The sequence below is a fragment of the Caulobacter sp. GW456-12-1-14-TSB4 genome, from assembly GCF_059424195.1.
The window spans coordinates 21,851-45,576 of sequence record NZ_JBWKZF010000024.1 but is presented as its reverse complement, the minus strand read 5'-3'; the positions used below and the strand labels follow the sequence as shown (position 1 = coordinate 45,576).

Annotated in this window: 18 protein-coding genes; 11 read left to right on the top strand and 7 right to left on the bottom strand. The window is 69.8% G+C overall.

Annotated features, from left to right (window positions below):
- Window positions 1-177: 177 nt before the first annotated feature.
- From AC07YH_RS19745 to AC07YH_RS19715, 7 genes are all read left to right on the top strand, one after another.
- Window positions 178-486 carry a PepSY domain-containing protein gene (locus AC07YH_RS19745; protein ID WP_494748663.1) on the top strand — a complete coding sequence of 103 codons (309 nt, stop codon included), beginning with the start codon at window positions 178-180 and terminating at the stop codon, window positions 484-486.
- Between the two features lie 27 nt (window positions 487-513).
- Window positions 514-1,191, top strand: coding sequence for a winged helix-turn-helix domain-containing protein (locus tag AC07YH_RS19740; protein WP_494748662.1), 678 nt, complete (start codon window positions 514-516; stop codon window positions 1,189-1,191).
- Window positions 1,192-2,511: a sensor histidine kinase gene (locus AC07YH_RS19735; RefSeq protein WP_494748661.1), complete on the top strand. Its 1,320-nt coding sequence runs from the start codon at window positions 1,192-1,194 to the stop codon at window positions 2,509-2,511.
- 89 nt (window positions 2,512-2,600) lie between these two features.
- Window positions 2,601-3,956 (top strand): TolC family protein, encoded by a 1,356-nt coding sequence (locus AC07YH_RS19730; protein ID WP_494748660.1) that lies wholly within the window; start codon window positions 2,601-2,603, stop codon window positions 3,954-3,956.
- Window positions 3,953-4,852: an efflux RND transporter periplasmic adaptor subunit gene (locus tag AC07YH_RS19725; RefSeq protein WP_494748659.1), complete on the top strand. Its 900-nt coding sequence runs from the start codon at window positions 3,953-3,955 to the stop codon at window positions 4,850-4,852. The genes AC07YH_RS19730 and AC07YH_RS19725 overlap by 4 nt, the downstream gene beginning before the upstream one ends.
- Before the next feature lie 3 nt (window positions 4,853-4,855).
- On the top strand, window positions 4,856-7,942 hold the full coding sequence (locus tag AC07YH_RS19720) for an efflux RND transporter permease subunit (RefSeq protein WP_494748658.1): 3,087 nt from the start codon (window positions 4,856-4,858) through the stop codon (window positions 7,940-7,942).
- Window positions 7,939-8,526: a cation efflux transmembrane domain-containing protein gene (locus AC07YH_RS19715; protein ID WP_494748657.1), complete on the top strand. Its 588-nt coding sequence runs from the start codon at window positions 7,939-7,941 to the stop codon at window positions 8,524-8,526. Before AC07YH_RS19720 ends, AC07YH_RS19715 begins: the two co-directional genes overlap by 4 nt.
- A 4-nt stretch (window positions 8,527-8,530) precedes the next feature.
- Here the strand turns inward: AC07YH_RS19715 and AC07YH_RS19710 are convergent, their stop codons facing one another.
- The 6 genes from AC07YH_RS19710 to pdxR form a co-directional block, all read right to left on the bottom strand.
- Window positions 8,531-8,656 (bottom strand): hypothetical protein, encoded by a 126-nt coding sequence (locus AC07YH_RS19710; RefSeq protein WP_494748656.1) that lies wholly within the window; start codon window positions 8,654-8,656, stop codon window positions 8,531-8,533.
- 162 nt (window positions 8,657-8,818) lie between these two features.
- On the bottom strand, window positions 8,819-9,844 hold the full coding sequence (locus AC07YH_RS19705) for a YncE family protein (RefSeq protein ID WP_494748655.1): 1,026 nt from the start codon (window positions 9,842-9,844) through the stop codon (window positions 8,819-8,821).
- 119 nt (window positions 9,845-9,963) lie between these two features.
- On the bottom strand, window positions 9,964-12,165 hold the full coding sequence (locus tag AC07YH_RS19700) for a TonB-dependent receptor (protein ID WP_494748654.1): 2,202 nt from the start codon (window positions 12,163-12,165) through the stop codon (window positions 9,964-9,966).
- A gap of 139 nt (window positions 12,166-12,304) precedes the next feature.
- On the bottom strand, window positions 12,305-13,972 hold the full coding sequence (locus AC07YH_RS19695; protein WP_494748653.1) for an amidohydrolase: 1,668 nt from the start codon (window positions 13,970-13,972) through the stop codon (window positions 12,305-12,307).
- Window positions 13,969-14,511 carry a hypothetical protein gene (locus AC07YH_RS19690; protein WP_494748652.1) on the bottom strand — a complete coding sequence of 181 codons (543 nt, stop codon included), beginning with the start codon at window positions 14,509-14,511 and terminating at the stop codon, window positions 13,969-13,971. The genes AC07YH_RS19695 and AC07YH_RS19690 overlap by 4 nt, the downstream gene beginning before the upstream one ends.
- A gap of 92 nt (window positions 14,512-14,603) precedes the next feature.
- Window positions 14,604-16,067: a MocR-like pyridoxine biosynthesis transcription factor PdxR gene (gene pdxR, locus AC07YH_RS19685; RefSeq protein WP_494748651.1), complete on the bottom strand. Its 1,464-nt coding sequence runs from the start codon at window positions 16,065-16,067 to the stop codon at window positions 14,604-14,606.
- Between the two features lie 217 nt (window positions 16,068-16,284).
- Here pdxR and AC07YH_RS19680 point away from each other — a divergent pair, with 217 nt between their 5' ends.
- From AC07YH_RS19680 to AC07YH_RS19665, 4 genes are read left to right on the top strand one after another with little or no spacing between them, the layout of a single operon-like run.
- Window positions 16,285-16,896: an FMN-binding negative transcriptional regulator gene (locus AC07YH_RS19680; protein WP_494748650.1), complete on the top strand. Its 612-nt coding sequence runs from the start codon at window positions 16,285-16,287 to the stop codon at window positions 16,894-16,896.
- On the top strand, window positions 16,893-18,296 hold the full coding sequence (locus AC07YH_RS19675) for an amidohydrolase family protein (protein ID WP_494748649.1): 1,404 nt from the start codon (window positions 16,893-16,895) through the stop codon (window positions 18,294-18,296). The genes AC07YH_RS19680 and AC07YH_RS19675 overlap by 4 nt, the downstream gene beginning before the upstream one ends.
- Entirely contained in the window at window positions 18,293-19,540 is a 1,248-nt protein-coding gene (locus AC07YH_RS19670; RefSeq protein WP_494748648.1) for an amidohydrolase family protein, read from the top strand. The genes AC07YH_RS19675 and AC07YH_RS19670 overlap by 4 nt, the downstream gene beginning before the upstream one ends.
- Window positions 19,537-22,740, top strand: a complete 3,204-nt coding sequence (locus AC07YH_RS19665; protein ID WP_494748647.1) for an amidohydrolase family protein — start codon at window positions 19,537-19,539, stop codon at window positions 22,738-22,740. The genes AC07YH_RS19670 and AC07YH_RS19665 overlap by 4 nt, the downstream gene beginning before the upstream one ends.
- On the opposite strand, the gene AC07YH_RS19660 is transcribed toward AC07YH_RS19665, so the two are convergent.
- Window positions 22,737-23,651 (bottom strand): LysR family transcriptional regulator, encoded by a 915-nt coding sequence (locus tag AC07YH_RS19660; RefSeq protein WP_494748646.1) that lies wholly within the window; start codon window positions 23,649-23,651, stop codon window positions 22,737-22,739. The two genes, AC07YH_RS19665 and AC07YH_RS19660, sit on opposite strands and share 4 nt — an antisense overlap.
- Between the last annotated feature and the right edge of the window lie 75 nt (window positions 23,652-23,726).

Genomic DNA, 23,726 nt, shown 5'->3' with positions numbered 1-23,726 from the left:
GCGGGTATCGGTGGTGGCGGCTTCCCGGCCTATGGCGGCCAGATTGATAATTCCCAACCTCGTCGCCAAGCGATTGGGAATCGGTAATGTCGCGGCCATCGTGGGCGAAGACGGGACGGCGCATCGTGGGCGTCAGTCGGGATCCGTTGAGGATCCCCTTGGAAAGGGAAGTCGCCCATGAAGAAGATGATCATCGCCGCGGCCCTGATCGCCGCCGCCACGCCGGTCCTCGCTCAGACGGCCAAGACCTTCACCGGTCACGAGCTGGCCAAGTCCGCCAAGGTCTCGATGCACGACGCCGAAGCCATCGCCCTGAAGGCCCGTCCGGGAACGATCAAGGATCGCGAGCTGGAAAAGGAGAAGGGCGGCAGCGGCTTGCGCTATACGTTCGATCTCGTCGGCGCCGACGGCAAGAAGTACGAAGTCGGTGTCGACGCCGCCGATGGCAAGGTCCTCGAGAACGGCCTCGACAACGACAAGGACTAGGCGGTCCTCCGGGAGCACGATGACGGCATGAAGATACTGCTGGTCGAGGACGACAAGGAGGCGGCCGCCTATCTGCGGCGCGCCTTGTCGGAAGCTGGTCACACCATGGACCACGCGGCCAACGGCCGTGAGGGTCTGATGCTGGCCGTCGGCGAAACCTATGACGTCATCGTGCTCGATCGCATGCTGCCTCAACTGGACGGCCTGGGCATCCTGCGCACCGTCCGCTCGGCCGGGGTCAAGACGCCTGTACTGCTGCTGACGGCGCTGGGCGGCATCGACGATCGCGTGGAAGGCCTGGAAGCGGGCGGCGACGACTATCTGGTCAAGCCGTTCGCCTTCGCCGAGTTCCTGGCCCGGGTGAACGCTCTGGCCCGCCGGCCGCCGCCGCAGGAGATGGTCTCGGCGCTACAGGTGGCTGACCTGCGTCTGGACCTGCTCCGACGTTCGGTCACCCGCGCGGGTCAGCGCATCGACCTGCAGCCGCGCGAGTTCCAGCTGCTGGAATATCTGATGCGCAACGCCGGGCGCGTGGTCACCCGCACCATGCTGCTGGAAAGCATCTGGGAGTTCCACTTCGACCCCAAGACCAACATCGTCGAGACCCACATGAGCCGGCTACGCGGCAAGGTCGATCGCGGTCATGCCCAGGAGCTGATCCATACGGTGCGCGGCGCTGGCTATTGCTTGCGTGAGCCCGACTAGGTGCTGCGCTCGACCAGCCTGCGCCTGGCGGTCCTCTACACCTTGGGCTTCGCGCTCTCGGTGGTGCTGCTGGGCGCGCTGACGCTCTACAGCACCCGCGCGGCCCTGTCGGATCAGTTCGACGCCCGCATCCGCTCCGAATCCGCCGCCCTGACCCAGGAGTTCGCCACCGAGGGCCTGGACGGGGTCGTCCAGGCGGTGCGTGAGCGGGACCGCACGCCCGGCGCGCTCGACTACGGCCTGATCGGGCCGGACGGCCGCTCGCTGGCCGGCCGCTTCTCGAAGGTTTCGAACCAGGCCGGCTGGTCGACGATCCGCGCCCGCCAGCGCGACGACGAAGAAGAGCCCATGCGGGTGCTGACCACCAATCTGCCGGGCGGCTACCAGCTGCTGGTGGGCGACGACGAGGAACGCATCGAGGCGCTGGACACCGTCGTCCTGCGCGGCTTCGCCGGCGCCCTGGCCGGGGTCATGATCCTCGGCGTCGCCGGGGGCTTCGCCTTCAGCCGCGACGTCCACCGCCGGCTCTCGGCGATCTCGGGCACGGCCGAGGCAATCATCGACGGCGACCTGAACCGGCGCGTGCCGGCGCGCGGCTCCACCGACGACATCGACCGCCTGGCCCACACCTTCAACCGCATGCTGGACCGGATCGGCGCCCTGATGGAGAGCCTGCGTCAGGTTTCCAACGACGTGGCTCACGACCTGCGCACGCCATTGACCCGGCTGCGTCAGCGTCTGGAAGCGGCCCAGGCCTCGCCGGCCGAGCAGGGCGAAGCCATCGACGGGGCGCTGCGCGATCTGGATTCCATCCTGGAGACCTTCGCGGCCCTGCTGCGGATCGCCCAGATCGAGGGCGGCGCGCGGCGGGCGGGGTTCCGGCAGGTGCGGCTGCGCGAACTGGCCGCCACCGTGGTCGACGCCTTCGCCCCCTCGGCCGAGGAGGCGGGCCAGTCCCTGTCGCTGGAGCCCGGCGAGGATCCGGTCATTGAGGGCGACGCCGAGCTCCTGACCCAGATGCTGGTCAATCTGATCGAGAACGCGCTGCGCCATACGGGCGAGGGCGCGAAGGTCCGGGTCGGGATCGGCCTGACCGACCGCGCCCCAGTCCTGTGGGTCGTCGACAACGGCCCCGGCGTCCCGGCCGGTGAGCACGCGCGCCTGTTCGACCGCTTCTACCGCCTCGAGCGCAGCCGCTCGGACCCGGGCAGCGGCTTGGGCCTGGCCCTGGTCGCCGCCGTCGCCAAACTGCACGAGGCCGCCGTGCGGCTCAGCGACGCCGAACCGGGCTTGCGGGCCGAGGTCGTCTTCCCGCGCTAAGCTGTCGCGGCGAGATTGGGAATTCGCAATCTTGCGGCCATGCGACCGTCAAGCGCTTCGGTCTAAGCCGAAAGGATCGAGGAGATCCGATGAGCACCTCTCTGAAGCCGCTCGCCATGATCGTTATCGGCGCGGGCCTGAGCCTGTCGGCCTGCGTGGCCTACGCACCCGCGCCGGTGCGGCTGGAGGCCTATCCGGACCATCGCGCCGCCATACGGCTGTCCGCGCTGGTGGATGGCCACGCCTGGACCGGGACCGAACTGCTGGCCGAGGCGCTGCGCAACAATCCCGCCGTCGCCGAGGCCGCTGCGAAATACCGGACGGCCCGCGCGGCCGCCAAGGTCTCGCATGTTCCGCCGCCGGCCAGCCTGACCTTGACGGCCGAGTTCGCCAAGTCCGAACCCAAGCAGTGGCTGTACGGCGCCGTCTCCGATATCCCGCTCGACATCGGCGGCCGCCGCAAGGAGCGGATCAGCGCCGCCGATCTGGCCGCTTTGCAAGCGCTCTACGACTATGGCGAGGCGGTCTGGACCGTCCGCACGGCGCTGGCCAAGGCGCGGACAGAGCGGACCTTCGCCGACGAGGAGATCGCGCAGGCCCGCGCGGTCGAGGCCGTGCGTCAAACTCGCGCCGACCGCCTGGACCAACGCGTCGCCGCCGGCGAGGACGACCGTAGCCTGGCCCTTATCGCCCGGGGCGAACTTGAGACGGCCCGCCGCCGCGTGACCGATGCTCTGGGGCGTCGCGCCGCCGCTGACGCGGCCTTGGCTGGAGCGTTGGGCGCACCGGTCTCGGCCGTGCGTGACCTGCGACTGGCTCCGATGGCGGCACCGGCCGACCTCGATGTTTCAGCCGCCGCGCGCACCGCCGCCCTGACCCGGCGCGATGTCCTGCGGGCGGTGGTCGACTATGATCTGGCCGAAAGCGCCCTGCGGCTGGAGATCGCCAAGCAGTACCCGGAGGTCCGCGTCGGGCCCGGCTACACCTATGATCACGGCGTCGCCAAGCTGCCGTTCAACCTGGCCCTGACGTTGCCGCCGCAGGACTTGAACCGCGCGGCCATCGCCCAGGCCGAGGCCAAGCGCACCGAGGTCGGTCGTTCGCTGGAAGCCGTCCAGGCGGCCGCGCTGTCGACCGTTGACGTCGCCGAGGCGGCCCTGACGGCGGCCCGGAGCGCCGTGACCCAGGTCCAGGCGCGCGACATTCCCAACGCCGACGCCCTGGCGGCGGCGACCGCCCGCAGCCTGGCCGCCGGCGCCGCCGACCGCGTCGACGATCTGGGCGCACGCGCCCTGGCGCTGGAGACGCGGCTCACCCTGCTCGACGCCCGCAAGGCCCAGGCCCTGGCCGGGGTCGATCTGGAGGACGCCCTGCGCGCGCCCTTCGACCCGGCCGAGCTTTCCCTGCTTGAAACCACGTCCCGCACCCTAGGAGACGGACAATGAAGTCTGGCGCGAAAACCAGCGCTTTGGCGGCCCTGTTGGCGGCCGCCTTCGCCGGCCATGCCTTCGCGGCTGTCGAACTCGACGCGGCGACCCAGAAGCGCCTCGGCGTGGCCGTCGCCCCCCTGGCGGCGGCGCGCTATGCCGGCGGGATCAGTGGCTTTGCCCGTGTACTCGACCCCGTGCCGCTGGCGACCCTCGACAGCGATCTACTGTCCGCCCAGGCCACCGCCCGGGCCTCGGCCGCCGAGGCCGCCCGGACCAAGGCCTTGGCGGCCGCGGACGCCACCATCTCGGTGAAGACCGCCCAAGCCGCCCAGGCCCAGGCCAGCGCAGACGCCGCCAAATTGGCCCTGCTGCGCCGTCGCGTCGGGCTGGAGTGGGGCTCGGCCTTCGTTAGCGACGGCGCCCGAGCCAGGCTGCTGGCCGATCTCGCGACCGGCCGCGCGGCCTTGGTGCGGATCGACGCCCCGGCCGGTGCGGCGGGCGCCCGGAGCGTCCAGCTGGACCTTGGCGCGGGTGAGCGCGCCGCCGTGACCTTGCTGGGCGCGGCGCGTACGGCCGACACCCGCCTGCAGTCGAGTGGTCTGATCGGTGTCGTGCGTGGTCCGGGCGCCTTGCGCCTGTCCGCGGGACTGACGGTTCCTGCCATGATGGCGGGCCCCGTCGGAACCAACGGAGTCCTGGCGCCGCGCTCGGCGGTCATGCGGGCTCAGGGCCAGGTGTTCATCTACGTCCGTCGGGACCCTACCCATTTCGAGCGCCGCGTCCTGACCGGCGTCAAGCCTCAGACCGACGGTCTCTTCGCGGCGGGTGGTGCGCGGCCGGGCGAGACGGTGGTCGTCTATGGCGCGGCGGCGGTGTTCGCGGCCGAGAACGCTCCCAAGGGCGGAGACTGATTCATGCTCAGCGCCATTGTCCGTTGGTGCCTGGAACGGCCGCGTCTGGTCGCGCTGGGCGCGGTCCTGCTGCTGATCTATGGCGGCGTGGTCCTGTCCCACGCCAAGTTTGACGTCTTCCCCGAGTTCGTCCCCGCCCAGGCCGAGATCTCGACGGAGGCCCCGGGCCTGACCGCGCAGCAGGTCGAGCAACTGGTGACCCGGCCGGTCGAACAGGCGGTCAACGGCGCTTCAGGTGTCGAGACGGTGCGCTCGGAGTCCCAACAGGGTCTGTCGTCGGTCAGCGTCGTCTTCAAGGAAGGCTCCGACCCATACCGCGCCCGCCAGGTGGTGGCCGAAGCGCTGGGCGAGGTGGCCGGGACCCTGCCGGCGGGCGTGGCGCCGCCCAAGGTCGCGCCGCTGACCTCCTCGACCATGGACCTGCTGAAGATCGGCTTCACCTCCGAACGCCTGTCGCCGATGGCGCTGCGCGACCTGGTCCAGTGGACCGTCCGGCCCCGGGTGCTGGCGGCCGCCGGCGTGGCGCGCGCCACCGTCTATGGCGGCGAAGTCCGTCGCTTCGAGGTCCGCGCCCGGCCCGACGATCTGGCCGCTCGTGACTTGTCGCTCGCCGACCTCGTCACCGCCGTCAGGGCGGCGACTGGCGTCAGCGGCGGCGGCTTCATCGACACGCCCGAGCAGCGGATTCTGATCGACGCCCGAGGCCAGGCCCTCACGCCCGCCGACATCGGCGCCGCGCCGATCCCCAGCGCCGCCGGCGGCGCGCCCGTGCGTGTCGCGGACGTCGCCGACGTCGTCGACGCCCCCGCGCCCGACGTCGGCGAAGCGGTGATCATGGGCAAGCCCGGCGTGCTGATTAGTCTCTCCAGCCAGTACGGGGCCAACACCCTGGACGCGACCCACGCCGTCGAGGCGGCGATGGAGGAACTGAAGCCGGCCCTCGACAGCCAGGGCGTGAAGGTGTTCGCCGACCTGCACCGCCCGGCCAACTTCATCTCCGCCGCGCTGGGCGGCATCACGGAAGACCTGGTGATCGGCGCCGTGCTGATCGCGCTGGTCCTGCTGCTGTTCATGCGCAATCTGCGCGCGGTGCTGGTCTCGTTCATCTCGATCCCGCTGTCGCTGCTGACGGCTGTGATCGTGCTGGACGCCCTGGGCTGGACCATCAACACCATGACCTTGGGCGGCCTGGCCGTGGCGCTGGGGGTGGTGGTCGACGACGCGGTCATCGATGTCGAGAACATCGTCCGTCGCCTGCGCGAGCGCGGCGATCGGCTGGCGGTCGAGGTCGTGCTCGGCGCCTCGCTCGAGGTGCGGGCGCCAGTCATCTACGCCACCGTGGTGGTGGCGCTGGTCCTGGCGCCGGTCCTGATGCTGGGCGGCCTGCAAGGGGCGTTCTTCTCGCCCTTGGCGGCGGCCTTCATCCTGGCGACGGCGGCGTCGCTGGCCGTGGCCGTGGTCGTCACCCCGCCGCTGGCCCTGCTGCTGCTGGGCAATGCCCATGTGCCCGAGGAGCCCCAGGCGCTGGAACGCGCCAAGGTCTGGCACGAAGGTGTCCTGACCCGCGCCAGCGGCCGGCCGGGCCTGGCGGTCATCGGGGTAATCGCCGCTGCGGCGGTCACCGGGGCCGGCTTCATGCTGTTCAATTCCGAGCTGCTGCCCAATTTCCGCGAAGGCCACTTCGTGCTCGGCGTCGCCGGCCCGCCCGGGACCTCGCTGACCGTCATGCGCAAATACGGGGAGGGGATCACCCGCGACCTCCTGGCCGTCGACGGCATCCAGAGCGTCGAGCAGCAGATCGGCCGCGCTTCCGGCGGCGAGGACGCCTTCGGCACGGAGCGCAGCGAGTTCCACGTCGAACTGAAGCCCAAGCTATCGGGCAAGGATCAGGATCGCGTCCAGGAGGAGATCCACAAGGTCCTCGACAGCTATCCGGGCCTGGAGACCGAAGTACTGACCTTCCTGGGCGACCGCATCGGCGAGTCCCTGTCGGGCGAGACCGCGTCCCTGGCCGTCGGCATCTACGGCGCTGATCTCGACACGCTGGACAAGACCGCCGCCGACATCGCTGCGGTGATGGAGAAGGTCCCGGGCGCGACCGATGTGAAGATCCAGATCCCGCCAAGCACGCCCGTCGTGCGGGTCGACCTGAACCTGCCGGCCCTGGCCCGCTATGGCCTGGCTCCGGCCGAGGTGCTGGACGCGATCCAGACGGCCTATCAGGGCGCGGTGGCGGCCCAGGTCTATCAGGAGAGCCGTGCTCTCGACATCGCCGTGACGACGCCGCCGGAGGTCCGCCAAGACCCCGAGGCCGTCGGCGACCTGCTGATCCGCGCCCAGGGCGGCCAGGTGGTGGCGCTGAAGGACATCGCCAAGGTCTGGCTGACCGACGGCCGCACCAGCATCGCCCACGAGGGCGGCCGGCCGCGCCAGGTCGTGACCGCCAACCCCGCGCCCAAGGACGCCCAGAAGGTGACCAAGGCTGTCCAGGACGCCATCGCCAAGTCGGTCACGCTGCCGCCGGGCGTCTATCTCGACTATGCCGGCACGGCCGAAGGCGCGGCGAGCGCCGGGCGACAACTGCTGTTCAATGTCGCCATCGCCCTGATCGGCGTGATCGCGGTCCTGCTGATCACCTTCCGCAGCGGACGATCGGTCGGCTTGATCCTGGCCTCGGCGCCGTTCGCCCTGGTCGGCGGGGTCGTGGCTGTGGCCTTCACGGGCGCCAGCCTGTCGCTGGGCTCGCTGGTCGGCTTCGTCACGCTGTTCGGGGTGGCGGCGCGCAACGCCATCCTGCTGGTGTCGCACCTTGACCACCTGGTCCTGGTCGAGGGCGAGGCCTGGTCGCTGGGCGCGATCGCGCGGGCGACGCGGGAGCGGGTGACGCCGATCCTGATGACCGCCCTGGTGACGGCGCTGGGCGTGCTGCCGCTGGCGATCCAGACCGGGCAGGCCGGTCGTGAGATCCAGGGGCCGATGGCGATCGTCATCCTGGGCGGCCTGATCACCTCGACCATCGCCAGCCTGGTCGTCCTGCCCAGTCTGATCTGGCGCTTCGGGCGGCCGCCGGTGTCGGGCGCGCCCGCATGAAACCCGAAAGCAGGCCACTCGCCCGCGCGGTCCTGATCGTCGCCCTGCTCAATCTCGCCTACTTTGGCGTGGAGTTCGCGATCGCCGTCCGGATCGAGTCCGCCTCGCTACTGGCGGACGCCGTGGACTTCCTCGAGGACGCGACGGTCAATCTGCTTATCCTGGTCGGGCTCGGATGGTCCGCCGCGAACAGGGCCAAGCTTGGGCGCTTGCTGGCGCTGCTGCTGCTCGCGCCCGCCCTGGCGTTCCTCTGGACACTTTGGCGCAAGCTGCAGGCGCCGGTGGTCCCCGCGCCGGACCTGCTGTCGCTGACCGGGCTGGGCGCTTTGGTCGTCAACCTCGGCTGCGCCTTCCTCCTGGCGCGCTACAGGGACCATGAGGGCAGCCTGACCAGGGCCGCTTTCCTGTCGGCGCGCAACGACGCCATCGCCAATGTCGGGATCATCCTGGCCGCCGGCGCCACCATGGTGACACGGTCCATCTGGCCCGATGTGCTGGTCGGCTGCGCCATCGCTTGGATGAACATCGACGCCGCCCGCGAAGTCCTGGCGGCCGCCCGAGGCGAGGGCGACGCCAAGGCCTAGAAGTTCACCAGCAGGTCAGGCGATCGAGCCAGTCGTCGGCGGCGTTGGCGCCGGCATGCGGGGCGTGGAGCGGGCGGTAGCGGTAGTCGGTGGCGTTGAGCACCAGATTGGTCGCCAGCACATAGTCCACGCTGAGCGCGCCCGAGCAGAGCGTCGATCCCGAAGCCGGTGTCCTCGCTCATGGCGGCGCCGATCAGCCAGGCGCGGCGGCGGGACGAACGGACATGCGTACTCTCCTCGGGCCGCCCGGCGGCGACCGTGTTCAGCTCCGATGGGATGTTGTCGAAAGGCGTCAGGGCGCCGTGGGCGTCGGGGCGACGGCGTATTCCGGGGCGACGACCAGGACCTCGAAGGCCTGTTCGGCGCGGAGGTACTTGCCCTGGGCGTCGCGTTCGACCTTGGCGGCGGGCAGGTACAGGCGCTGGGACCTGGCGTCGTAGGCGGCCGTGCGGGCGCCTTCGCGGGTCTTGACCGTCTGGGTGACGGTCGCCTTGCCGGCGGCGTCCAGCGTGTAGACGGTCAGGTTGCCGTCGATGCAGGGGATGAAGCCTCGGCGCGAGCGGGCGTCGAACAGCGAGCCGTCCGGACGCGAGCAGACGGCGAAGCCGCCGCGATCCTGGCCGGTCGCGGCGTCGACGAGCTTGGCGACGCCGCTACGGCAGACCGAGATCAGCAGGCCCGAGACCGGGTCGTGGGTGATCCCCGTCGGTTCGTCGCAGCCGGCGAGGGCGTAGCGACCCGTGACCTTGCTGGCCTTCAGGTCGATCACCTCGACGGCGTTGAGGTCCTCGATATTGACGAACAAGCGTCCTGAACCATCGCCGACCGCGCCTTCGGGCACGCCGCCGACCGCGATCTTGCCGACCTGCCGGGCGGTCTTCGGATCGATCAGCGACACGTCGTTGCTGCCGCCGTTCATAACCGCGATCAGGCCGGTGGCGCTGTCGTAATAGGCGCCGTCCGGCTCGGTTCCGACCGGGATGTCGGCCCACACCTCGCCGGTGTGGCGGTCGAGCAGGGTGACGGTGTTGGTCTCGCCGTTGGTGGTCAGCATCCAGGGTGTCTCGGGAACCAGCAGCACGGCCGCCACGCCCTCGCGCTTGACCAGGGTGCGGCCCTTGCCGGTCGCCAGGTCCAGCGCCAGGACGCCATAGCCGCGACCTACGTAGAGCGTGCTCGTCGCCGCATCGACCGAGGCGTAGTCGTAGCTGCCCGGCTCGGCCGAGAACTTCTGGACCACGCGGTAGGTTGGGCCATCGGCCGCGTGCGCAACGCCGGCTAGGAGGCCAAGGGCCAGGGCGAGGCGGGCGATCGACATGATGCGTACTCCAGGTCTTCGAGAAAAAGGCGGCGCGCGCCGCCGGGGAGGGGCGAGGCGCGCGGGCGCCAACGGCGCCGCCGGCAAGGGCGACGCCGTGGTTCAGTCAAGTCGAGAGATCAGTATTCGAAGGTCACCGAGGCCTTCACGGTGCGCGGCGCGCCCTGCAGCAGGTAGCCGCCGAACGCCGAGTACCAGTAGCGCTTGTTGCCGACGTTCTCGGCGCTGAGGCGCAGGGTGATCGGCCGGCCCTGGGTGACCAGGACGTAGCGCGCGCCCAGATCGAACCGGCTCCAGCTGGGCAGGGTCTGGGTGTTGGCCGCGTCGATCTTCTGCTCGCCGGTCAGCACGATCCGGCCGGTCAGGGTCAGGGACGTCAGCACCGGCGGCACCACCTCGGCGCCGAAATTGACCTGGTACTTCGGCACGCCGATCGCTTCCTTGCCCAGGTTGGCGGCCAGGCCCTTGATGATCTTGGTGTCGTTGATGGTGGCGCCGCCGATGAAGCGCAGGGTCTTGCTCGGCTCGCCGTTGAAGCTGAGCTCGATGCCGCGGTTGCGCTGCTCGCCGTCGACCACGTAGCGGGTCAGGGTTGTGCTGCCGACGACGGGCTGGTTGTAGGCGTTGGGCTGCTTGGTCTGGAACAACGCCACCGTGCCGGTCAGGCCCTGGAGGGCCAGCTTGGCGCCGGCCTCGTACTGCACGGAGGTGTAGGGCGAGAAAATCTCGCCCGGATTGACCGTGGTGGCGTTGACGGGCGCGGTCGGCCCCTGGGCCAGGCCCTCGATCCGGTTGGCGTAGAACGACAGGGTCTCGGTCGGTTTGAACACCAGGCCGACGACCGGCGTCAGGGCGTCCTTGTTGTAGTGCGAGGTGCGGGCCAGCGTGCCGCGATTGTAGCCATCGACGATGATGGTCTGCTGGCGGGCGCCGACGGTGAGCATCACCTTGTCGTCCAGCACGCCGATGGTGTCGGAGAAGAAGGCGCTCTTCAGCTTGCTGGTGCTGACCTTGGGCAGGTCTGTCAGGCTGCCGCCGCTGGCCGGCAGGGTCGAGTTGGTGGGTTTGTCGACGATCGTGGCGGCGTAGATGTTGGTGCAGTAGCCGGTCGCCGCCGCGCCGCACGCCGAGCGCACCGACGTCGGGAAGGCGCCGAAGCTGAACGAGTTGCGGTTCTCGGTCTTGGTCCCCGACACGCCGACATTGAGCTTGTGGCTGAGGGCGGCCGTCGTGAAGTTGGCGCGCAGACCCAGCTGGGCGCTCTCGTTGTTGTCCTCGCGCGGGACATAGAGGCGCGAGCCCGTCGCCGCGCCGGTCGAGGCGTTGCTGACCGTCAGGGTCGAATAGTCGCCGTCCTCGCTGCCGTCGCGGGCGCCGGCCGTGAAATAGGCCAGCACGTTCTTGGAGAGATCGACCTCGGTGCGGAACACGCCGTAGAGGTCCTTCAGCGTGGTGTAGGTCCAAGGCTGACCGTAGTTGTAGCTGGCCTTGGGCGCGCGGGGCGTGGCGATGCCGGCGGCCAGGCGCACGGTCGGGCGGCTCTGTTCTGCGCGCTGATCCTCGTAGCCGACATGCAGGAAGGCGCGCACGCGCTCCTTGCGGACATCGAAGGTGCCGCCCAGGACGCCGACGTGGCGGTTCTCGTTGTCCACGGCGGTGTCGCCATCGCGATAGACCCCGACCACGCGCAGGCCGAACATGTCGTCGGGACCGAAGCGGCCGCCGACATCGACATTGCCGCCGAACGTGGAGTCGGCGCTGTAGCTGATCGTGCCGCGCATCAGGGTGCGCTGAGCTTGCTTGGGCGTCAGGTTGACGCCGCCGCCGACGCCCGAACCGCCGGGCGCGGCGCCATAGAGGAAGGCGCTGGCGCCGTTCAGCACCTGGACGCTATCGTAGAGTTCCGGCGAGATCAGCTGGCGGGGCGTGACGCCATAGAGGCCGCTGATCGAGATGTCGTCGCCGTTCAGGGCGAAACCGCGGATGACGAACAGCTCCGATTGGTTGCCCGAGCCGTAGGTCGTGCGCACCGACGGGTCGTTGTCCAGCACCTTGCCGATCGTTTCGGACTGCTGGTCCAGGATCAGTTGAGCGGTGTAGGCGCTGACATTGAAGGGCGTGGACAAGGCGTCGAGATTGCCGAGCACGCCGACGTCGCCGTTGCTGACTACCTGCTTCTGGGCCTGCTGGGCCTTGACGACGATCTCCTCGACGCTCTGGGCATCGGGCTTGTCCTGCGCGAGCGCCGGGTGGGAAAAGGCGAGGACGGATGCGATCGCGGCGAGACTGGCGCCGCCCCTGGTCGTGAACTTCGACGACATGAAACTAACCCCCGGATTCATTGACGGCCTTTCCGGCCCTTTGCGCCTCCCCCGGAGGCGCCGACCCTGGAAGCTTCCGCCCGGCTTTGGCGCCATTGAACATCCAGTTTGTTGAAGATGTGGGGGCCAAGCTCCGGCGTCAGCCGAAGCGCGTCTGGCCCCCGACCACCGTGCGCAGCACCTTCGCCTGGTCCAGCGTCGCGGGATCGATCGTCAGCAGGTCACGGTCCCAAACGACGAGATCGGCCAATTTTCCGGGATGGAGTACGCCGCTCCTGCCTTCGTGGAAGCCGGCATAGGCCGCCTGGGTTGTGTAGCCGGCCAGGGCCTGGATCAGGCTGATCCTCTGCTCGGGATACCAGCCGCCGGGATTCTTGCCGTCCAGCGTCTCGCGCAGCACGGCCGCCTTCAGGCCGGTCAGCGGGTCCAGAGGGGCCACCGGCCAGTCCGATCCCATGCAGACGTGCGCGCCGGCGGCCAGCAGCGAGTGGAAGGCGTAGGTGGTCTTCAGGCGTTCGGGTCCGATCCGGCGGATCGCCCAGCGTCCGTCGTCGACGGCGTGATAGGGCTGCACCGAGGCGATCACGTTCTGCTTGGCGAAGCGCGCGATGGCCGCCGGCCGCAGGTGCTGGGCGTGCTCGATCCGGAAGCGCCGGTCGCGCCGCCCGTTGCTGGCGGCCACGGCGGCCATGGTGTCCAGGACGATGTCGTTGGCCTCGTCGCCGATGGCGTGGGCCGCCACCTGCAGGCCGGCCTTGTCCGCCGCCGTCATCCAGGTCTTGAGGTCCTTGGGATCGGTCACGGTGATGCCATGCGCGCCGGGCTCGTCCTCATACGGGTCGTAGAAGAGCGCGGTGCGCGAGCCCAGCGAGCCGTCGAACACCACCTTGCAGCCGCCCCAGCGGACCCAGTCGTCGCCACGCCCTTCGGCGGCGATCAGGTCCTTGAGCTTCTCCCAGTCCTTGAGCGGGACGAACGAATAGAACCGCAGGCCAAGGTCGCCGGCCGCGTGGAGGCGGCGGACGGAATCGTGGGTGATCCACTCGAGTTCGGGCGTGTGGACCTGGGTGACGCCCTTGCTGAGCCCCAGGGCGACGCCCTTGCGGTTGGCTGCATCGATCTGCTTGGGCGTGGCTGGGCCGATCGCCTTGAGCACCAGGTTCTTGGCGGCGTCCTTGATGATGCCGGTCGGCTCGCCGGCCGCGTCGCGCATGATAACGCCGCCGGGCACGTCCGGCGTGTCGCGATCAATGCCGGCCAGCTTCAAGGCCAGCGAGTTCAGCAGCATCATGTGCAGGTCGTAGCGGATCACCGCCACCGGCGTGTTCGGCGTGACCGCATCGATCCAGGCCTTGCTAGGCAGCTCGCCGCCCCAGCGGTCCTGGTCCCAGTTGCCGCCTTGCAGCCATTCGCCCGGCGGCAGCGCGGCGGCGGCCTTGGCGATGCGCTGGACGAATTCCGGCGGTGTCGATGCGTCCCGCAGGGAGGCCTGCGAGAGCATGAACGAGGCCTTGGTGAAGTGGGTGTGGCAGTCGGTGAAGCCCGGGGTGACGAAGGCCCCGCCCAGGTCGATCACCTGGGTGCGCTTGCCGATCCGCGCCTTGACCGCCGCGGCGCCGAGGACCGCGATCCTGTCGCCGATGGTGCCGACCGCATCGCTTCGTTCCGAGGCGGTGCGGCCGGTCCAGACCTTGGCGTTCAGATAGGCGACATCCAGTTCGGCGGCGGCGCCGATCGCCCGTCCGCCGAGGAGGAGAGCCGCCCCGGCGCCGCCGGCGCCGAGCAGGACGTCGCGCCGGCGGGTCACTTCTTGGCGGCCTTCTTGGCGGAGTCGCTCGTGGGATTGTCGGCCCGCCACTTGTCGAGGCGTGAGAGCCACTGGCCGGCGGTGAGGGGGCCGTAGGTATGGGTGTCGGTGTGCTCGGCGATCAGCTCGCGGATGGCGACGAAATAGGCCGGGCCGCTCTCGCCGCCCAGTTCCTTGCGCTTGGCCGCCATGGCCGCCTGCTGCTCGGGCGTCGGCTTGACCGCGCGCACCGGCTTGAACATCAGCACGTCCCAGTCGGCGCCTTCCTCATGGACGAAGATCTGGATCGGCGGCTGGCCGCCGGCCTTGGCGATCTCGTCGGCGCGGGCGATGCGGCGGATGAACTCCTCCTGCTTGCCCGGAGCCAGCTTGAAGACCTCGAACCAGGCTTCTGGCCAGGGCGCGCCGTCGTCGGTCGTGACCTTGGCGACGGGCATCGGCGGCGCGGCGGCCTGGGTCGCGTTTTGAGCCGCGGCAGGCAGGGCGCAGGCGCCCAGAGCGACGCCGATCGCGGCGGCGAGCATCATGGTCTTTTTCATGAAACAGTTCCCCATCTTGTGCCGCGATGCTCCGCTCGCGGACGGCCCCCTCGAAACATCCAACTTCCGAAGCCTGAGGGGACCAAGCGGGGTCATTGGCTGGCGTCTCGTAGGGCGGCGATGGCCTGCCGGGCTTCCGGCAGGCTGAGGCTGGCAAAGCCCAGGCGCAGGCCGCGTGGCGCGGTCGGCCGGGTCATGAACGAACGGGAGGACGCAAACCGCAGGCCCATGCCGCGCGCCCGTTCCTCGATCCGGTCCAGGTCGTCGTGGAAACGAAGCCAGAAGGCCAGGCCGCCGTCGGGAACCTCGAAGTCGGCCCGGTCGCCCAGCACGGTCTTCAGCTCCTCGGCGAAGTCCAGCCTGCGCTGGGCGTAGACCTGCCGGACCTTGCGCGCATGTCGGCGCAGCTGGCCGCTGGCGATCAGGTCGGCGGCGGCGTCCTCGGTCAGGGTGTTGCCCATGCCGTCGCTCAGCGACACCCGGTGCGCGATGGCCTCGATCACCTCGCGCGGAGCGGCGACATAGCCGATGCGCAGGGCCGGCAGCAGCAGCTTGGACAGCGACCCGACATAGATCACGTGGCTCGGCGCGTAGCCGGCCATCGGCAACAGCGGCTGGGACTCGAAATGGAACTCGTGGTCGTAGTCGTCCTCGATGATGGCGAAGCCGAACTGCCGCGCCAGGGACAGCAGCCGCAGGCGTCGTTCGGGCCGCAACGCCACGGTGGTGGGGAACTGGTGGTGCGGGGTCAGGAACAGCGCTCGCACGGTGTGGCGGCGGCAGACCCGTTCGACTTCCTCGACATCGATGCCGTCCTGGTCCAGCCCCACCGGCACGATCTGGGCGCCCATGGCGGCGAAGGCGGCCACGGCCGGCTCGTAGGTCAGTTCCTCGACCACCACGACGTCGCCGGGCTGCAGCAGGACCTGACCGGCCAGGAAGATGCCGTTCTGGCTGCCGCGCGTGATGCAGATGTTCTCGGCCGCCATCGGCAGGCCGCGCTGGGACTTCAGCATCTCGGCGATGGACTCGCGCAGCGCCGCCGACCCGCGCGGGTCGCGATACTGCAGGCGGTTCTCGCGCGAGGCCTTGTGCGCGGCGGTGCGGTAGGCGCGGGTCAGCAGTTCGGCCGGGAACAGCCGCCCGTCGGGCGCGCCCTCGTCCAGCTTCAGGCCGCGGCCGTCGGGGAGGGCCAGCGGGCGTTCGGGAGGAGCGGAAAAGCGGTAGTCGGCGACGATCGGCTGGCGGCCGGTTCTGGGCTTGTCAGGAGTCTTGGCCGGCGCGGCCTCGGGCAGGGACGACGAGACCTGCGTGCCCTTGGTGCCCGCCGGCGTCAGCCAGCCCTGGGCGGTCAGGTCCTCATAGGCCAGGACCACGGTCTTGCGATTGACGCCCAGCGAGGCGGCGAGTTCGCGGCTCGAGGGCAGGAACGTCCCGGAAGTGAGGCGCCCGCTCTCGATCTCGCGGATCAGCGCCTGGATGATCTGCATGTAGACCGGCGCCCCGCGCCCGGGGTTGATGCGATCGCTGAGACTGACCTGCCATGGACGCAGCATTGGACGCTTTTCACCAAGTCGTGGGGGCCAAGCTCGGAACCGTATGATCGGTGAACGGCGTATTCAATCGTTCTGCTTGGACCCCCAGACTTTTAGGTCTTGGCGCTTGTCGAGGAGCCAGGGGCGCGGGATCAAACTGCTCGGTTGATAGGCGTTTTTAGGGGCTTCAGGTGAATCTGCGTGCGCACCACGGATTTCTTGACGGCGCGGCGGCGCGATGAACCCGGTGTTTGAGACCTTCCTTCCCGACGATGTCCGCGCGCTGATCGCGCAGTATCCGTTGGCCTGGGTGAGTGTCGGCGCCGAGGGCGTCGAGGAGCCGTCGCTGTTGCCGATGGTCGGCGAGTATGACGACGAAGGCCGCCTGATCGAGCTGATCGGGCACCTGGGGCGGCGCAATCCGCTTTGCGCGGCCATGCAGGAGGCAGGACGGGCGCGTTTCCTGTTCTGTGGTCCTCAGGGCTACGTTTCGCCCGCCGAGGCGGAGCGTCGGGACTGGGCTCCGACCTGGAACTACGTCTCGCTGCGGATCGAGGCGACGATCGAGATCGACGAAGCCCATACCCGTCCTTCCATCGACGTCCTGGCGGACATCTTGGAAAGCCGGCGACCACAGCCGTGGTCAGCGGTGGAGCTGGGGCCACGCTACGATATGTTGTCTGGAGCGATCATCGGTTTTCGTGCGCGGGTGACCGGCCTGCGCGGTGTCTTCAAGCTGGGCCAGGACGAGAGCGCCGAGACCTTCGCCGCGATCGTCAGATCCCATCAAAACCCCGAGCTGGTCCAGTGGATGCAACGGTTCGAGCAGAGAAAAGGGGACCAGGGGTGAGCACCGTGCTGGCGCGCTGCGCCGTTGCGATGAGCCTTGTGATCGCGCCGGCGGTGGCCGAGGCGCAAGCTTCCGCGTCCGCCGCCGCGCCCGCCCAGGCTCCGGCCACGCCGCCTTGGCGGATGGACCCTTTCCCGAGCACCTATGTGGCGCGTCCGCATCCGGCGCTGATGATCCGCCACGCCACCATCCTGGACGGCGCGGGCGCTCGGCTGGACGATGGCGATATCCTGCTGCGCGACGGCAAGATCGTCGCGCTCGGACGAAGCCTGCCGGCCGATCCGGCCGCGCGAGAGATCGACGCCGCTGGACGCTGGGTGACGCCCGGCGTCATCGACGTCCACAGCCATGACGGCACCTATGTCCTGCCGCTGACGACGATCGATCGCGAGGCCGGCGACGTCTCCGAAAACAGCGACCTCAACTCCGCCGACACCTGGATCGAGACGGCGGTCAATCCGCAGGACACGGCCTTCTCGCGTGCTCTGCGCGGCGGGGTCACCACCATCCAGATCCTGCCGGGGTCCAGCCCGATCTTCAGCGGCCGGTCCGTGGTTGTCCGGCCCGTGCCGGCCACGACGGTGGCGGCGATGAAGTTCGAGGGCGCGACGCAGGGCTTCAAGATGTCTTGCGGCGAAAACCCCAAGGAGCAGGGCGCCGACACCCATCGGGGGCCGACCAGCCGCCAGGGCACGGTGGCCTTCATGCGCCGGGCCTTCCTGGATGCGCAGGACTACCGTCGCGACTGGGAGGCGGGCAAGGCGCCCAAGCGCGACCTCAAGCGCGAGGCCTTGGCCGGGGTCCTGGCCGGCGACCTCAAGGTCAACATGCACTGCTATCGGGCCGACGACATGGCGACGATGGTGTCGCTGTCGCGCGAATTCGGGTTCCGCATCGGCGCTTTCCACCATGCCGTCGAGGCCTACAAGATCCCCAACCTGCTGCGTGACGCTGGCGTCTGCTCGGCTGTCTGGGGCGACTGGTGGGGCTTCAAGATGGAGGCCCAGGACGCCGTGCGCGCCAACGCTGTCCTGCTGGATCGCGCGGGCGCCTGCGTGATGATGCACTCGGACTCGCCCGGCAGCGGCCAGCGCCTGACGATCGAGGCCGCCAAGGCGATGGGCGCGGGTCGCAGGGCGGGTATCACCGTACCGCCGGAGCGGGCCATCCGCTGGGTCACCAGTCAGCCAGCCGGCTTGCTGGGTCTGAGCAAGCGCATCGGCACGCTCGCGCCAGGATACGACGCCAATGTCGTGCTGTGGTCGGGTAGTCCCTTCAGCATCTACACCAAGGCCGATCTGGTTCTGATCGACGGCGCGCCGCTGTACGATCGCAAGGCCCCGAACGGTCCTCCCGTTTCCGATTTCGAGCTTGGTCGCCGGGCGGTCGAAGACAAATGAAGACGCTGATCCCCCTCCTGGCGCTGCTGCTGGCGCCGGCCCAGGTCGCCGCACAGTCGGTGGCCGTCGTGCACGCCAAGGCCTGGACGCTGCAGGCCGATACGCCCGTCGAGGACGCCACCATCGTCATCCGCGACGGACGCTTCGTCTCGGTCCAGAAGGGCGGGGTGGTTCCGGCCGGCCTGCCGGTGATCGACGCGGCCGGCCGTATCGTGACGCCGGGCTTCGTCAACGCCGCCACCCAACTGGGCCTGACCGAGGTCTCGTCGGCCAACGATACGCGCGATGTCATGACCCGCCGTGAGGAACTCGGCGCGGGGTTTGACGTCAGCTACGCCCTGAACGGCAACTCGGCCCTGGTCGAGCTGGCCCGGTCCGACGGCCTGACACGCGCCTTCTCCTATCCCAGCGCTTCGGCCACGCCGCCGTTCGCGGGACAGGCGGCGATGGTGCGCCTGCGCGATGGCGTCGACATCCTCGACCGGCCCAAGGCCGCCGTGGTCAGCCTGCTCAGCGGTTCGGACTGGGACCGCGAGGTACGTTCGCGCGCGGCGCAATGGCAGCTACTGCGCGCCACGCTGGACGAGGCTCGCAATCCCAAGCTGGCCGGCCTGCGCGACGACCCGCTGTTGTCGCCCGAGGACGCCGCCGCGCTCAAGCGCGTGCTGGCGCGCGCCGCGCCGCTGGCCATCTTCACCCATCGCGAGTCCGATATCCGTCAGGCCATCCAACTGGGCGAGGACTACCGCATCCGCGTGGTCATCGTCGGCGGCGCCGAGGCCTGGCGCGCCGCGGACGCCCTGGCCGCCGCCCACGTCCCGGTCGTGCTCGATCCCGAGGCCAACCTGCCCAACACCTTCGACCAGCTGGGCGCGCGGCAGGACAATGCGATGATCCTGACCAAGGCCGGCGTCACCGTCGCCTTCGGCCTGTCGGGCGGGGTCATGACCATGACCTACAATGCGGGCCTGGCGCTGCGCGAGGGCGCCGGCGTCGCCGTGTCCAGCGGCATGAGCTACATCCAGGCCCTGAGGGCCGTGACCGTCAATCCGCTTGCCATCTGGGGCTATGGCCCCGGCGCGGGGACGATGGCGACGGGCGCCGACGGGGACCTCGTCGTCTGGGACGGCGATCCGCTGGAACCGGAGAACGCGCCCGTGGCCATGGTGGTGGCGGGCCGCCAAGTCTCGCTGGACAACCGCCAGACCGATCTCGTCAAACGCTACCTGAATCCCGCCAAATGAAGATCGCGCTGCTCGCTTCCGCCGCCCTGGTTCTTGCCGTCGCCACGCCGGCCTGGTCGTCGGAAGCAGCGGCGCAGCTGCCTCTGGCGCCAGCTCGAACCCTGTCCCTGGAGGTCGAGCGGGGCACGTGGCTGTCGCTCGATGTCTCGCCGGACGGCAAAACCATCGTCTTCGACATGCTGGGCGACCTCTACGCTGCCCCGGTCGAGGGCGGGACAGCGCGGCAGCTGACCCGAGGGCTCGCTTTCGACACCCAGCCGACCTTCTCACCCGATGGGCAATGGATCGCCTTCGTCAGCGACCGGTCCGGGGCCGACAATCTGTGGATCGCCAGGGCCGCCGGCAGCCAGGCCCGGCAGGTCAGCGACAATGCCGACGACAGCATCTTCACCTCGCCCGCGTGGAGCGCCGACGGCCAGGCGCTGTTCGCCAGTCACTATCGCCCCGACGTGAACAACTACGCCCTCTGGCGCTATAGCCTCGACGGCAAGGGGCAGGCCCTGGCGCCGGTCAAGCCGGCGGCGGGCGCGGCGCGGACGACCTATCGCAGCACCCTGGGCGCATCGGCCTCGCCCGACGGTCGCTACCTCTACTACGCCCGCCGCGTGGGTGGTCTCGACTTCGACGCCGCCAAGCGCTGGACCATCCTGCGTCAGGACCTCGCGACCGGCGAGGAGCAGCCGGTGATCGCCGGAGCCGGCGGCCGCGGCGCCGAAAGCGAGACCTTCTTCCGGCCGGTGGTCTCCGGCGATGGCCGCAAGCTGGCCTACGCCACGCGCGTCGAAGGGCGCACGCGCCTTCGCGTCCGCGATCTCGTCGGTGGTCAGGACATCGATCTGGGGGAAGTCGAGGCCGACGCCCTCCAGGCTTCGTCCTGGCAGGACCTGCTGCCGCGCTACGCCTTCATGCCGGACGGGCAGGGGATTCTGGTCGCGCATGGCGGCCGGATCGAACGGCGGAGCCTGACGGGCGCGATCACGTCCGTGCCGCTGCATGTCTCGGCCAAGGTCGATGTCGGACCCAGCACGCGGGTGCGACTGCGCGAAGCCGACGGACCGGTGCGGGCCCACCTGGCCATGGCCCCGATCGCCTCGCCCGATGGCCGCCGGGTCGCCTTCGCGGCGTTGGGAGGTCTCTATGTCCAACCGCTCTATCACCGAGGTCCGGCTCGGCGGCTGCCGGTCGATGCAGGCCTTCCGGCCCAGCCGAGCTGGAGTCCCGACGGCAAGACCTTGGTCTATGTCAGCTGGAGCGAGGCCGACGGCGGCGCGGTCTGGACGATCCGGGCCGATGGTAGCGGTCCGGCGCGGCGGCTCGACCTGCCCAACGCCTTCTACACCTATCCGGTGTTCACGCCCGACGGCCGCGCCGTCCTGACCGTGCGATCGGCCGCCGCCGCGCGTCGTCAGTCGAACTTCGAGTTCGGCAAGCTGCGGGAGGGCGAGCTGATGTCGCTGCCCACTGACGGTCGGCCGGCGCGCGTGCTGACCAGTGGGCGACTGGGCGCGCGTCCGCACTTTTCGGCCAAGCCCGGCAAGGTCTACATCCTTACCGGCGAGGGCCTGGCGGCGGTCGATCTGGCCAGTGGCGCGCGTGAGCGCGTCCTGCAGGTCAAGGGACCCGGCTACTACTTCGCCGAGGGGACCACGGCGGTCGATGACATGCGGATCAGTCCGGATGGCCGTTCGGTCGCGGCTCTGATCGTCCAGCAGCTCTATGTCGTACCGATACCGGCCGGCGCCACTCCGGAAGTCGATCTGACCGACCCCAGGAGCGTCCATCGCCGGGTCACCAAGGGTGGGGCCGACTATTTCGAGTGGACACCGGACGGCGACCTGACCTGGTCGGCCGGCGCCGACTTCGTCCGCATCGACCCAGCCACGGGCGCTGAGCGCAAGCGCACGGCCCTGGCCGCGGAACTGCCGCGCGAGCGGGGCGGTGGGAGCATCGTCCTGCGCGGCGCACGCGCCCTGACCATGGCCCATGGCGACCAGATCATCGAGGACGCCGACATCCTGGTGAGGGACGGTCGCATCGCGGCCATCGGCCCACGCGGCAGTGTCGCCATCCCCGCCGGCGCGAGCGTCCGCGACCTTTCCGGCAAGATCGTCCTGCCCGGCTTCATCGACACCCACGACCACATCGGGACCATCAAGCGCGAGGTGCTCAGCGCCGAGGACTGGGGGCTGCGCGCGCGTCTGGCCTTCGGAGTGACCACCAGCTTCGACCCGTCCACGCTCAGCATCGACATGGTGGCCTATCAGGACCTGATCGACGCGGGCCTGGTGCTGGGGCCGCGCCTGCGATCGACTGGACCGGCGCTGTTCTCGATGCAGCGTTTTGTCTCGCTGGACGATGCTCGCACGGTGCTCGGGCGCTACCAGGACGGCTACGGCCTCTCGAACCTCAAGGAATACCGCACGGGCAACCGCCGGGTGCGCCAATGGGTGGCGATGGCCGCCCGCGAGAGGGGGATGCTGCCGACGACGGAGGGAGCGCTGTCCCTGAAGCTGGACCTTACGCAGATCCTCGACGGCTACGCCGGCAACGAGCACGCCTTGCCCGCGCCCGCCCTAGGTGACGATGTCATTGGCCTGCTGGCGGCCATGCGCACCAGCTACACGACCACGCTGAGCGTCACCAACAGCGGCGGGCCGGCCGTCGATTGGTTCGTCACCCAGCGCGACCCTGCCCACGATGCGCGCGTGCGCCGTTTTTGGACGCCCTCGGCCATCGAACAGAAGCTGGGCGAACGCCCTTGGCAAGCGCTGGAGCGGATGCGCTTTCCGGCCATCGCCGAGGACGCCGCCGCCGTCCAGGCCGCTAGCGGACTGGTCGGCATCGGCGCGCATGGCGAGGCGCCGGGGATCGGTTTCCACTGGGAGATGGAAGCCCACGTCATGGGCGGCATGGGGACCTTGGCGACCCTTCACGCCGCGACAGCGGGTTCGGCCGAGACCATCGGCCGGCTCGATGATCTGGGGACCTTGGAACTGGGCAAGCTGGCCGACCTGGTGGTGCTGGACCGCGATCCGGTGGCCGATATCCGCAACAGCCAGTCGGTGAGCCTGGTCATGCGCGATGGCCGTCTCTTCACCGCCGACACGCTCGAGGAACTCTGGCCTAGGGCGAGGCCCGCGCCCCGGGCCTGGTTCGCGCGGGGCGGAGCCGATCCGTGGCTCCCGACTTCCAAGCCCTAGGCGCGGGCCTGCCCGTAGAGGCGCGCCTGGCGTTCCAGGTCCTTGGCGAAGAGCTGGGCGGCGGGCGAGAGCGTGTGCGCCAAGTGCATGACCAGGCCGATCGACCGCGAGGCGGTCGGACCTTCCAGCCGTCGCCAGGTCAGCTCCGGAGAAGGAAGCTGGGCCAGCGTCAGCCGGGGCAGGGCGGCGATCCCCAAGCCTGCCGCCACCAGGCTGCCGATCGTCGTCGGCTGTTTGCAGTTGAACAGCGGCTCGACGCTGACGCCGGCCTGGACGAAGGCGTCGGCGACCATGCCGTGCAGGTTGCTCTCCGGCCCCATGCCGATGAAGGGCCGATCGGCGAACACGTCCCAGCCGTGGGCCTCGCTCGTCGCCAGCGGATCGTCGTGGCGGCAGACCAGCACCAGGTCGTCGGGCATCAGCGCGCGGTATTTCAGGTCCTGCGACGGCAGGGGCGGAGTAGCCAGGCCGATATCGGCCTCGCCCGCCGCGACCGCGCGATGGACCGGGCCGCTGACGTCCTCCCAGATATCGATCCGAACTTCGGGATGGCTGGCCTGGAAGGCCTTGATCGTGCCCGGCAGCAGGGCCGCGGCGACCGAGGGGAGGGCGGCGATCCGCACCCGGCCCTGGCGTCCGCCGATGAAGTCCTCGAGCTCGTCGAAGGCGGCGTCGTAGGAGTCCAGCAGCCGCTCGGCCAGGGGCTTCAGGCGCGCTCCGGCGGCGGTCAGGGACACTCGGCGGGTGTCGCGATCGAACAGCCGCGCGCCCAGGCGCCCTTCGATCTGCTGGATGGTGCGGCTGAAGGCAGGCTGCGAGACGCCCAGCGCCGTGGCCGCGTCGCGGAAGCTTCCCAGCTCGGCGAGCTTCAGGAAAGCCTCGAGCTGGGGCAGGGACAGGCGGATGCGCATGGAGACCTGTTCGGGCGATCGGGCCGCGACCCTATCGCCAGCCGTTCCGACGTGTCCAGACGACCTCGAGCCTTA